8 protein-coding genes are annotated in these 12,661 nt (G+C 42.3%); 5 read left to right on the forward strand and 3 right to left on the reverse strand.

Going from position 1 to position 12,661, the window contains the following annotated elements:
* Nucleotides 1-20: 20 nt before the first annotated feature.
* The gene (locus tag AC0YN3_RS20490) at nt 21-149 is read left to right on the forward strand and encodes an IS3 family transposase (RefSeq protein WP_475776819.1); all 129 of its coding nucleotides are present in this window, start codon (nt 21-23) and stop codon (nt 147-149) included.
* Nucleotides 150-266: 117 nt separating this feature from the next.
* Here AC0YN3_RS20490 and AC0YN3_RS20495 read toward each other — a convergent pair whose 3' ends face one another.
* Complete coding sequence (locus AC0YN3_RS20495) at nt 267-4,319, reverse strand: DUF5695 domain-containing protein (RefSeq protein WP_475776820.1); 4,053 nt, start codon at nt 4,317-4,319, stop codon at nt 267-269.
* A gap of 856 nt (nt 4,320-5,175) precedes the next feature.
* On the opposite strand from AC0YN3_RS20495, the gene AC0YN3_RS20500 reads away from it, so the two are divergent.
* Nucleotides 5,176-5,283 carry a helix-turn-helix transcriptional regulator gene (locus AC0YN3_RS20500; protein ID WP_475776821.1) on the forward strand — a complete coding sequence of 36 codons (108 nt, stop codon included), beginning with the start codon at nt 5,176-5,178 and terminating at the stop codon, nt 5,281-5,283.
* Between the two features lie 726 nt (nt 5,284-6,009).
* Here the strand turns inward: AC0YN3_RS20500 and AC0YN3_RS20505 are convergent.
* Both AC0YN3_RS20505 and AC0YN3_RS20510 read right to left on the reverse strand, forming a co-directional pair.
* Entirely contained in the window at nt 6,010-7,551 is a 1,542-nt protein-coding gene (locus tag AC0YN3_RS20505) for a response regulator (RefSeq protein WP_475776822.1), read from the reverse strand.
* Nucleotides 7,552-7,565: 14 nt separating this feature from the next.
* Complete coding sequence (locus tag AC0YN3_RS20510; protein ID WP_475776823.1) at nt 7,566-9,311, reverse strand: sensor histidine kinase; 1,746 nt, start codon at nt 9,309-9,311, stop codon at nt 7,566-7,568.
* Between the two features lie 217 nt (nt 9,312-9,528).
* Between AC0YN3_RS20510 and AC0YN3_RS20515 the strand changes: the two genes are divergently transcribed.
* The 3 genes from AC0YN3_RS20515 (at nt 9,529) to AC0YN3_RS20525 (ending at nt 12,657) form a co-directional block, all read left to right on the forward strand.
* Nucleotides 9,529-10,902, forward strand: a complete 1,374-nt coding sequence (locus AC0YN3_RS20515) for an ABC transporter substrate-binding protein (RefSeq protein ID WP_475776824.1) — start codon at nt 9,529-9,531, stop codon at nt 10,900-10,902.
* Between the two features lie 62 nt (nt 10,903-10,964).
* Nucleotides 10,965-11,834 (forward strand): carbohydrate ABC transporter permease, encoded by an 870-nt coding sequence (locus tag AC0YN3_RS20520; RefSeq protein ID WP_475776825.1) that lies wholly within the window; start codon nt 10,965-10,967, stop codon nt 11,832-11,834.
* 4 nt (nt 11,835-11,838) lie between these two features.
* Nucleotides 11,839-12,657, forward strand: coding sequence for a carbohydrate ABC transporter permease (locus AC0YN3_RS20525; protein WP_475776826.1), 819 nt, complete (start codon nt 11,839-11,841; stop codon nt 12,655-12,657).
* Nucleotides 12,658-12,661 lie beyond the last annotated feature (4 nt).

Here is a 12,661-nt window from a genome sequence, read left to right on the forward strand (position 1 = left end):
CATTTTGGGGGCGGTTCGTAATGACCAAACGGAAACGGGAGATCACAGAAGCAAAGATAGATCGCTTTATTCATTTTTACAACTACGAGCGATTACAAGCAAAACTAAACGGCCTCAGTCCTATGGCATTCAGGACAAAGGCCGCTTAACTAACTTTACTAATTCTACTGTCTACTTGACGAGGTGCAGTTCTTCATCAAACACTATACAATGTTTTTTCCACGCCACTTGCATCATCTGTTGCAACTGGATGGAAGTACCAATCGTTACCCCTTGATAACTTCCCATTCCCATAAGCCAACACCATTACTGTCATTTACTGGTTTTGTAATTGTAACACGCAGCGCTTTAACTTCTAAGGCTGGATTAATATTAAATATATTTGAGGAACCCACTGGCGTATTTAAAGCTACAATGCCTGTGGTAATGGTCCCTGCAGTTACCCATGCATTCGTACTGCTATTCTTCGGAATGTATGAATATTCTATCTTTGTAGGCGTTTTTATACCTTGCCCATCGTTCCACAACATCAGATTTGAACTTCCGATTGTTGCTCCTTGTGGCCAATTATATTGCACATATTCCGAAGCGCTTGCATTGCCCCAGCTACCCCAATGCGGGTTGGTTGTAGCAGTTTTTAACCCGTCTTTAACCGCAGGTAGACTCTCCCAAGTTGAAGTGTAGCTGGCAGAGACACTCGCTGCAAACGCCATATTATTATTGAGCGGAGTGAGCAATCGCAAATCTGTCAGCAGCTGATCATTTGCTAGAGTAACTTCAGCTTGTGTAGCAGATGCGTTTGCTATCACAGCTGAAGCGGCAGTTTTCGCAGCAGCAATCGGTGTAAGTCCTTGACCGGTAAAGTTCGCAGCTACTAATGAATTTGCAAAGTTATAGTTGTTTGTCAGCTCCGTCTTGTCTACGTTACCTGTACCACTACCGCCCAACACAAAGGTCAGTAAGCTAGAGGTGCTCAATGCACCATCATTAGCGGTTAGCCTAGCCGTATAGGAGCCCGCTATTGTACCTACAGCTTTTGTGACTGCTGCTTTATTATTGGTAAAGCTTAGTTGGCCACCTGACGGAGTGCTGACAACTTCCCATAGGTAAGTCGTAGCGCCATTCGGTGCGCCGTCGTCGGTCACAATTCCGTTTAACAAAATCGGAAGATTTACCGGTGGGCTTAGTGTCACCACCTCTGTAGTAACCTGTGGAGCTTGATTTGATCCAGTAAGTGACTTTTCAATGATCACTTCAGCAGTAGTTAGCGCATTGCTCATTTGGAACATAGCGACACCTTTGTTATTTTGCACATAGAACTGTCCGGCATTTGCACCATTCAGCTTGATTGTATAATAGCCATTCTCTACTCCTGGCCCATCGAGAGTAATCCTTGATGCGTGCGTTTTTTGAGAAAGATTCGAGATTTGCAGGGTAATTGCCTTACCGTCTTTTTGAATCAACGCATTTTGAATTTTATCGCTTTCCGAAACTAGGTAAATTTTCTCTTTGATTAGGTTGATACGTTTGCCAAAACCGTCTTTTGGCGTGATATTGTATTTGTTGTTTGCGTCAGTGACCGTAGCCCCATACCCGAAAAGCCCAAATACCGGATCGGTGACAATATCAGAACTGATACGCAATAGCGAGCCATAGAGCCCTTCCTCTGATTCTCCAGAAAAGTCCTGCCAGCCGTTGTTCATAACGCGTGTACCACCATCGTATACGTCTTTGGTACCTGTTCCGCCCTTATGAGCATTAAATCTCCAAGCGATACTTCCTACAGACTGGGCTGATATCTGCCCCATATTAACGGAGTTGAAGTTTGAAATCTTCGCAGCATAGTTGCGCTGCTGAGCGACGGCCGTTTGATCTGTAGTCCTGCCATCAGCCTGATAGCGAAGCATATCATCCATAATGGATCCTGCCAAAGACGCGGTATATTGGAAATTCCACCAGCTTTCGCCAGCGCGGAATGCCGGTACGGAATAGAAGTACCAAGTAGGCTGAATTCCACGCATTGCACGAGTTTTCAAGTCATCTGCTTTCATGCTTTCCAAGGCTTTGGCTACCTTCGAGTCTTGTGGGTAGTAAGTGCGCAATGCCTTTGCTGCTGCATAGGCTCCTTCTTCACCAGTATTGTCATATTCAAATTCTGACCCGTAAGGATAAGCAGCGTTTAGCATGCTCGTTGCTTTATTTTGAGCAAACTTCGTTTTTAGATTATTATACTGAGTTAGCATTCCTTCTTCTTTTAGTGCCTCAATTAAATCTGGAATTTGTTGTTCGCCGTAGAATCCGGTTGCTCCGGTGCCGACACGGTTATAGTAAATGCCATAAGCCTTTTCCAGATAGAATTGCGGAGATTCGCGATACTGTATCATATTGGGATATGCCTTTTGGATCCGATACATATTGAAGAATCCAGTCGCTTCCATCGCTTCAGAAAATGTCCGTACATAAGGCGCACTTGAAGTTGAGTAAATACCTGAAGCATTGAGATAGTTCGCAACCGTAAACGTTGATTGCGTATATTTCATATAATTTTTCCACATAAAGTCGATCAGGTAGTTTTCAATGGATTGGATTTCAATAGCATTTGGATCGAGATAATTCTTCATAGCCATGAAGTTGATGTTATCGTGACTCCAGTCATCACCCCAATGGCTGTTCGCCGTATCAAGACCGGTTGTAAGGTACCAGTCACGGTAGATACCGAAGGTAGGACTAGTCGTGACCTTATCCTGAGTACTATTCACCATAAATTGGCTGTGTGCTTGCGATGTTTGGTCAAGCTCAGCTAGAATATTGAATTCAAGTTGGGTGAATTTATTTACCCCTACAGGATCAGATTTTAGCTTATAATTCACACGAACGCTGTTATTGCCGATATTATCAAAGGTGAGAGCATAGATATGATGCTGTTCACCGTCTATTATTTTGGTTTCCACAAACGTTGCGGATTTTGTATATCCCGGGTTCCCGGAAGGTAAACCACGTCCGGTACGAGTATTGTTGACCATAGCGGCTCTGTTCGTACCTTTAATAACCGGGATATGTGCTGCATCATATGGATCATTCTGGAGGATATTCTGAATCTCTATCGACTGAAAATCTATTTTAGTGTCGTCGAAATGCAGATCCAGCTTGACAGGCATATTGATTGCAGCCTGAAAGCCAGGCAACGCCACTGCGTCAATCATCCCTGATTTGTATAGAACGGAACGAAGGTTTTTCTCACGGTCTTCCATAGAAGTAGAAGCATTATTTGAACTTGCGGCATTTACTTGCGGTGTGTTGTCGCCTGCGCGTACCGCTGAAAACTTAAACTTATATGTTTTTTCCGCTTGAGGCGCCAAAACCAAGCTCGAGGCATCAGTAAAATATCCACGGCCTGTTTTCGATATATCCTTGGAGTGAATATATAGAACACTTAGTCCCGGGAACCAGCCGCCACTGTCACCGACCCAGTTTGAGTACAGAGATCCAGCACGAACTTCACTCGCGTCACCCAACCAATAATCAACATATTCGATGCGTGCGCCGCTTTCCGGCACTGGGGAGAACATCATGAAATTCCCTTCGCCGCTCGTGCGGATGGCATAGGAATACCCACTATCAGCGCCGGCGAAATTATGCACAGTAACTCGGTTGTCATAGGTATCTGATGTACTTAAATACTTGTTATTCCATGGCATCGGCAAACCGATATCACCGAATTCAATATATTTGGTGCTTTTGTTTTTCAAGGTGATTTCCCACTGCAAGGAACCGTCAGTGGTATCCATATTAAATACAGACTTCACGTCAAAACCTTTCATCACGCGAGCAGCTGTAGAAGTAAGAGCTTGCCCGATAAAATTGACTTCTACTTTTTTTCCGTCTGAAGAAGCCACCTTCGTAAAATATTGGTTACTAGCATTGATGGTTGTATATTTAGTCGATCCACCAGCAGCCAGTGTTTTATTTGTATCCACTTCTACAAAGCCAACTCTGTCGTTAGGGAATACTGCCGTGTCACCGGTACGGTAAGAAAAAAGCATTTCGCCCATCCATTGGTGCTGGACGTCGTTCTGTGGTGATGTAGAGTTTGGCAAAACAAAATTGACAACAGCATTTTTTTTGTTTAATGGGTTATTTTTGATATTTAGTACTTCAATCTGTCCTAAATCCCCGATTGTAGCAGAAAGACTATCATTGGCGATAGCATTCGCTGCAGCGGATACCGAAGGCACCTCGTTAATTCCAACCGGCAGTAATCCGAAAAACAGTGCAAATCCAGTAATCAATGGTATCAATTTTTTGTTAACCGCTTTCATAATATCCTCCTATTCACATTTCAACATTAGATTTTGAAAGATTCAATCCATTGCTCGTCCTCTTACTGAACTAACTTATTACTCCACTAATAGTAATTCCCTTGCGAAATACTTTTTTGATTTGGTAGAAGATGACATTGATCCTCTGTAACGTTCCTATACCTAGTAATTGGCCTTTCGCAGTAAGCGCTTTCTAGTATTCAGCGAGTAATCCTCTCAATTAATCGCTAGAAACTTTTCTTCAATTCTACATTCCGTAGCAATATACTGGCTTGACACCGTCCGGGTAGATGTCCCCTCCCTTCAAAATAGCTATAGTTGATACGTCTAGCCATTTCATTCAAACACTCAAAACCTTTAAGTTCTCCAGAAAAATTCAGCATCAATGTAGTGAGTTTGCCCAATAACAGCTGCTTTTTGAGCTACTGCATATTTTCATTTCTTCACCATGACACTATAACAGAAAGGACTTTATACAAGTGTACTAGATTCACATGTGAAAGGAATTCAAATTTTCACCCTGTTTTTTTGAATTTACAACTTTTATAAATTACCTCAGAATTTAAATGATTAATCCATAAACAACCATGAGCGCGGTGTTTGTCAAGTGGGGAGTTACTCGGGCGGTAAGGAACAGTATCATTTTGTATAACACCTTTCCCGTTTCCTTTAGTAGCCACTATCTTAGCCGTATTTACCGTTTTGGCTAGCTTCAGAGACTTATTAATATTCTTCACTTTGCCCAAACCGGCGACGAGAAGAACCATTCATCCTCCCGTCGTCCAACTACCTATTCTTTTATCGATAGCGCGACTAAGCCAAACTTGCTGTCATTCCGCGAGCTCGAGGTTCTGGAGTGGATTCCAGAGGACTTTCCAACAGCGAGATCGCTAGCGAGCTCAGCATCGTAACGGGTACGGTCAAGAACCACATTAAGAGCATCTACGAGAAGCTGGGCGCGTAAATAAGAGAATGATCGCGGTCCAAGGAGCCAAAGACTTGGGCCTTCTCCAATCGGAGCTTTAAGCTCCAGTCCAAAACTTATTTTTCAATTGCTGACGATTTATAAAACTCATAAATTGCGCCAAATCAACATAGTCAGTCTATAACTTTATTTTCTATGTACATCCGTAATATAAAAGTGTGGAACCAGTAATTAGAGTGTAGAACCAATGAAATAAGTCCCGATGAGCGTAATGTCATCGGGACTTTATTTATATCTAGAGAAGGAGTTGTTGAGTCGTCTACAATTGGAGAAGATTACTTTACCATTTAGAAAGCTAAAGTTAGAGGAGCAAGATAAGAGGACTTGTTACATTAGTTTTAGACTGGTCTCAACAGTAGAAGGTAATGTATTTCAGTCAAATCCTACTTTATTGAATTTCATTGGTATGACCATGTTAGGCTTCAGCGATAAAAAAAAACATGAAAAAAATAGGATATTCTTGACTAGAATACTTCCATTGAAAATTATGTTTCTCAGAACAAAAGCATCATTAATTGTCTTCATGAGAGAGATGCTCAGCTTCCCGTACAAGTAGCGGACGCAGTCAGAAACGATCATACTGAGGCTAAGGAGGCGGCAAACAAAATGACGATTAATGGCATAAGCAATCAAGCAGACAGAACGCGACGAGCGCGATCTGTCTAATTGTGCTGGTCATAGCCTGTTCATGAGGATCAAAATGGTTTAGCTCATATTTTTGAATTCTTTAGGCGTTGTTCCAACGACTGTCTTAAATACGCGGCTGAAATAATGATGATCCTGGTAGCCTACGATTTCCGCTATATCTTTCAGCAGCATGGAAGGGTAGTTAAGCATGAGCGATTTTGCTTTCTCCACGCGCAGCGCGGTAATATACTCCACGAACGATTTGCCGCTATTGTTACGGAATAAGTTACATAAATATGAACTGGAGATATGGAATCGTTTCATTAAGTCACCTAAAGTCAGTGCTTCCTTCAGATGAGAGGAGACGTAGCTTTCAATCTGTTGGAAGAGTAAGGCGCCCGAGTCTAATTCATGAACCTGGGGCTGGAACACGTGAATGATTAAATCCCAGAAGGAATCGGCCGTTTCCGAGAACGAAGATGAGACAAAGCATATTTCCTCTATTCGAATTTCCAGGGTTTTACTTGTTACGATGTCGATAGGAGGCAATTGCTGTTCCAATAATCGAACGATGCCCTTTGCGTTTTTTTCCAAATATAATAGGGGAGTGTGTTTGCTGCCCCATTTTCCAAAGAGATGATAAATTAATTTCTTAATTTGGTTCCAGTCGCTTTTATTCAGGTAGAGGGACAGCTGCTCTACTTCATCTGCTTTTAATAGAAAATCATCATGAACAGGCTCTGAGAAGTCAGATAAGGATATGAGCTTCGGCTCTCCAATGACCAAGTTCTTGTATAGCTCATCAATCAGTTTTTGTTGAACGATATTGATATCTGCGAGATGGCTCAAGTTATCACTATAAGCAATCGAAGGACTAAGGCCTTTGTTCATAAAATGATTTTGTGAAAACGGAAGGAGATTATGCAGCTTTAGAGCTGAATCCGTATGAAGACCGATCAGGATCGCAAGCTCTCGCCTGCTCTTTGTCCGCAATACCCAAAGCTCCTCCTGTTCGTCGAGGTAGCTTTTGGCTTTGCTATAGTAGCTTTTTTCTGTGCTTAAGGACTGGGGGAGCAGCAAATCATTATCGATCGAGAAGTCATGATCGGGAATGATCAGCAACGCATAATTAGAGTAAGGAAATAAACGCTCTTGAATAAGCTCAGGCAAAGAGGGGTTTCGCTTCGATTCAACAATCAATTGCAAAATTTCTTTACTGCGAGTATAGGTTTTGTTCGTGAGTCTTTCTTGAATCCGTAAAAGAACGCTTCTTACGGCCTCGGCCTCGATAGGTTTTAACAAATACTCCTCGACGTTAGCTCGCAATGCATCTCTGGCATAATCAAAGGTAGAGAAGCCGCTAATAATGATGACTGCGGTGTTAGGCCAACGCTGCTGGACTTTATGAGCCAATTCGATGCCGCCCATTGCCGACATCTTAATATCCGTAATAATGACATCGGGAATTAAGAAAGGGATTTGATCAATTGCCATCTGGCCGCTATAGCATTCCGCGATAATTTCAAACGAATAGGAGACTTCTTCGGAGGCTATTCGAACGATCAGTTCTTTTAGCTGCTCCAGAAAAACGGGCTCGTCATCTACAAGCATAATCTTCATTACGTATATGCCTCCTAAAGAAATTTAATAGTGCTGGACATCGTGATGTAAGCTCCCCTATTCACATTGTTGCCTACCGTATAATGAAGCTGGTTTTTCAAGATCAACTGCATCCTCGCCAGTGTGCTGCATAATCCCATCCCCCCGAATCCCAACCGATCACCTTGCTCGAGGGTATCGAGTTGTTGTAAATAGGATTCAACCTTATCGCGTATTGTTGGCAAAACGGTCTCTGAGAATCCGATTCCGTCATCCTGCACGGTCAATTGCCACCGATCTCCTACAATCTTACCGGAAATACGGATACTAAGGGGATGAGCATCTCTAAAGCCATGCTGGAGGCAGTTTTCCACCAATGGCTGAAGGGTGAGCTTAGGTACGATCAAATCATTCATTTGTTGATCCAAATCAAAACTGTACTCCAAGCGATATAAGTAACGAGATTTCATTAGCTCTAGATATTTCCTCGTGAGCTCTATTTCTTGTTTTAATGATGTGACGGGTGAACTGGTAGCTGAGGAATATCTTAAGAAATCCGCTAAATTAGACGTGATTTTATTGATCTTTTCCGTATCCCCTTTATCGGACAAAGCTTGAATTACTCCTAGCATATTAAAGAGAAAGTGCGGATTGATCTGTGATTGCAGCGTATCGAAATGGGATTGCAGCTGCAGGGTGCGAAATTGGATAATTTGCTGTAATGAGTTTTGCAGCCGATCATTCATTATCCGGAAGGCTCGGTTAATCTGATCAACCTCATTCATTTTATATTTATTCTCAATGCCTAGGGGCTTATCGACCAAGTCGATCCGATCTATGCTGCTCTTAAGCTTAATTAAGGGATTTATTAAAATTTTGGCTAAAAAAGATAAGAAGAATACCGAAAATATAAGAAACACCGCAAGAGATGCGATAAAGATGTTTCGAAGCAATCGAATGGGGGAGAGCACAAGATCCTTGGTGACGGCTAGCTCGGCGACGATATATTTCTTGCTGGTTGTCTTTGTAAAGGTATAGAAGTTATCTCTCTTATTGCTGGCTATTTTTAGTTCTTCGTTTGCTGTCATGGTATAAAAAGCATTGCCTTTGTCGTCTAATAATCGGAGTTGGCTTCCTTCCTGATTGAGTGAATCAACGGATGCCAGAATATCGGCGGCTTTGATCTGTACTTCGATATATCCCGATTGCTGGTCGTTAGGGTCGATTGCACGGATGAAGGAAAAAACGGCAGGCTGCTGTTCATTCGTCCATTCGTCGCTGGCGGAATAACGGTAAAACGTGTTACCGCGAAGCGGAGCGATTAAGGAAACCCAAGCATGAGAGGCTTCCGATTCATAGATATTATTATCGATGGGTTTACTTGAGAAGAGAAGACCGCTATTCGCATAGAGAGTAATGCGATATAGGTCTTGATAAATGGAACTGTTAATCTGGATAAATTTATCAAGCGATTGCGTTGCTTTGAGTCTTTCGATTGAATCGGCGGACGTATTAAGAACATTCATATAGTGAATCATCGTATTGCCGGCAGCATCATAATTCAGATAGAGCTGCGTGCTGATATTATCAAACTCGTTCTGATAGGCATTTAATTGATCGGACACGCCTTGAACCGACTGATCTAGGCTAGAGAGGGTGCTGCTTTCGATATTTTTTTTAATGTAGAAATAAGAGGGAATGGAAACGCCAAGCGTGCAGACCAGAATAATTAGCATGTAGGTTAGGAATAGTTTTGCGCGCAAGCTGCTGGAGGAGAACATTAGCATCCACCTATCATCTTCGAATTCAATCATTTTTTTAATACTGTAACATGATCCTATTTCAATTGAAATAGAGTCAAGGTTAACGATGGAGCTAGACTGACGGTGGATAAGATTATCCACCTGCGATGAATAAGAATGTCTATTTCGTTCTAAAGTTACAGGGATTAAACTGAGAACATCTCAACCAATAACGATTCGAAACGAGGGGAAAAGATTGAGAAAAAAACATGTTGGAACAATTTTTGTTGCATCTCTATTGGCTTTGTTGATGGTGGTCATTACAGCATGCGGTAGTGGGAATAATGAGCCTTCTAGCAGTTCCACAAACAACGATAGTACGCCGAGTGCTAGTCCTTCTACACCTGAAGAAAGCCCAAGCGCACCTGCGGAGAAGATTAAAATTAAAGGGATCGGACATGCGAGTTGGTTTAAAAGCGGTATGGATGAGGTTCTAATCGCAGCAGCCGAGAAAACCGGCATTGAATTAGAAATAGAAAAAATTCCAGAGGGCATGGATGGGGTCAATTTAGTAAAAGCCCGCTTCGCTACTGGCGACAAGCCGGATCTGCTTTTCTATTACGCGGGGCTAGGGGATACGCAAGGCTTCGGTAAAATGTCCGATACATTCGTAAGCCAAGAGGATCAACCTTGGATAGCTAACTTTGACAAGGAATCCTGGAAGGGCATTATGACCGCTTATGAAGATGGTTTATATTATGGTGCTCCCTATGGCGGTACGAATACAAGCGTAGTTCTGTATAACAAAAAGGTATTCGAAAGCTTAGGGCTTCAAGTACCGACAACCATGGATGAGTTCTGGAGCGTAAGCGAGGCGCTCAAGAAAGGCGGGAAAATTCCGGTATATCTCTCCGGTAAAGATGCTTGGACATTGCAATTACCCGTGCAGCATGCGCAAGCCTCACCTTCAACGGCCGAGGTTCTTGCTAAAATCGATGTTAATGAAGCGAAATTTGCAGATTGGACAACTCGCAAGACAGGGCTGCAGTTCCTTAAAGATGTGACGTCTAAAGGGCTGACAAACAAGGACGTGCTTTCTGATACTTACGATAATGCACAGAAGGCTTTGGCAACGGGCGAAGCAGGCATGTACATTATGGCGACTTGGGTGATGACCGATATTGCCAGTAAATTCCCGGATCAGACAGCAGACATCGGCGCGTTCATTATGCCTTATCAGGGCGCTGATGCCGACAAAAGCTATATTTTTGCCCCAAATGCCGTTTTTGTGGTCAAAGGTGAAAATGAAGAAGCCGCACAAAAGTTTGTTAACTTCTTCGAATCTCTAGAAGCACAAAACATCTTCTTCAGCAAAGATGGCGGTATTCCGGCAATCAAGGGGGTAACAGAAACCTCGTTAACACCGGCGGAGCTTGAAGCCAAAGCTTTATTGGATGCAGGTAAAGCGAGCGGAGATGGTTATATATTGAAATACGATATCAACGCGGCTTTCCCAGCCTATTTGCAGGATATCATCATAAATGGGAAAACGCCTGAACAAGTGCTGGAAGCGCAACAAAAGGATTATGAAAAGGCAGCAAAGGCTAAGGATGATCCGAACTTCAAGTAAAGACATTAGAAAAAGGGAGGGGGAGTTTTTACTCTCCCATTCCTTTTATATAGAGGTGCTAAATGATTAAAAAAATGTATTATAGCTACTGGCTTTTGCTCCCCGGCTTATTGATTTTTAGTGTTTTTTTCATATATCCGAATCTAACAGGATTTCTATATGCCTTTACGAATATGGACGAAAGTTTCAAATACACGCGGTATGTTGGATTCGACAATTTCAAATCCTTGTTTCAAGAGGATGATCAGGTTATTGCGTTCAAGAATACATTCATATTCGCCGTTATTACAACATTTTTTAAGATTGTCCTAGGATTGCTGCTGGCATTGCTGGCGAACGTCAAGTTAAGGACAACGCTCTTTTTCCGATCGATGCTCTTTTTTCCGGTGCTGCTCAGTACATTGGCGGTTTCCCTTGTATTCAGTGCTTTGTTGCATCCGAGCAGAGGGCTTTTAAATGTGTTTCTGGAAACGCTTCATTTGGATATGCTTGCGCAATCATGGTTGACTGATCCGCAAATAGTTATCTTTTCTGTGAGTTTTGTTGAAATATGGAAGTGGACGGGTCTATCGATGATTCTATTCCTAGCAGCACTACAAACGATCCCTCAGGAATTGAAGGAGTCGGCCATGGTTGAAGGCGTTAATTCCTGGCAAATGTTCAGGCATATTACGCTTCCTTTAATCATGCCAGTTGTGAATACAAACGTTATTCTCAGCGTAATCGGCGGCTTGAAGGTATTTGACATCGTATATGCCTTGACCGGAGGCGGACCGGGAAATTCATCGCAGGTCATTAACACCATCGTGTTTAAGAACTTTGCTGCAGGCAGGAATGGGGAGGCTACGGCAGCAAACGTCATGTTGTTCCTGATTGTCCTGGTGATTGTGCTGCTCGTTAATAAGGTACTGAACCGGAAGGTAGAAGGGTGATCAGATGCGTATATGGAAAAAAAGAGTACTAGAGCTGATTTCCTTGGTTCTAAGCGGAATTGTAGCAATACCCTTATACATGGTTATTGTGAACTCTCTTAAGAATCAAAGCGATGCAGCAGACCTAAAGTTGACACTGCCTAAAGATTGGTCAGGTTTTAATAATTATACAGAGGTATTTAGAATTGCACGTATTCCACAAGCGTTCTGGATTACGCTGTTCATAACCGTTGTATCTGTTGTCCTTATTATTATCGTTTGTGCAGTTGCCGCTTTTGTTATTGAACGCAGAGACAGCCGTCTTATGAGACTGTTGCAGCACGTTCTAATAGCGGGAATGATTCTTCCTGGCTCTATTATTACGACCTACTATTTAATGCAGTCGCTGCATCTCATTCGTACGCTCACGGGAATTGTTTTACTTTATGTAGCAACCAATTTCCCCTTCATGACTTATTTGTATATTTCATTTCTTCGAGGTGTGCCTAAAGAACTCGACGAAGCGGCTATTATCGATGGAGTAGGAAGATTTAAATTATTTTTCAAAATTCTGTTTCCGTTATTAATGCCAGTCAATGCGTCTGTTGTTGTCCTTTCATCCATGAACATTTGGAATGATTTCCAAACGCCATTTTATTTTCTGAATACGGCAAGTCGATTTACGTTAAGCATGACCATTTATTTCTTCTTTGGTCAACATTCCAGTGACTGGAATTTGGTATTTGCCAATATTGTGATTGTCTCGTTGCCCGTTATTTTATTGTATATATTCGTCCAAAAATATATTGTTTCGGGTTTAACTGCTGGTGCAGTCAAAGGTTAATAGA

The organism is Paenibacillus sp. J22R232, from assembly GCF_056269165.1.

Excerpts from the sequence above, each read along its gene's own strand:
- AC0YN3_RS20490 (WP_475776819.1), top strand. The coding sequence starts at position 21 with ATGACCAAACGGAAACGGGAGATCACAGAAGCAAAGATAGATCGCTTT.
- AC0YN3_RS20495 (WP_475776820.1), bottom strand. The coding sequence starts at position 4,319 with ATGAAAGCGGTTAACAAAAAATTGATACCATTGATTACTGGATTTGCA.
- AC0YN3_RS20505 (WP_475776822.1), bottom strand. The coding sequence starts at position 7,551 with ATGAAGATTATGCTTGTAGATGACGAGCCCGTTTTTCTGGAGCAGCTA.
- AC0YN3_RS20510 (WP_475776823.1), bottom strand. The coding sequence starts at position 9,311 with ATGTTCTCCTCCAGCAGCTTGCGCGCAAAACTATTCCTAACCTACATG.
- AC0YN3_RS20520 (WP_475776825.1), top strand. The coding sequence starts at position 10,965 with ATGATTAAAAAAATGTATTATAGCTACTGGCTTTTGCTCCCCGGCTTA.
- AC0YN3_RS20525 (WP_475776826.1), top strand. The coding sequence starts at position 11,839 with ATGCGTATATGGAAAAAAAGAGTACTAGAGCTGATTTCCTTGGTTCTA.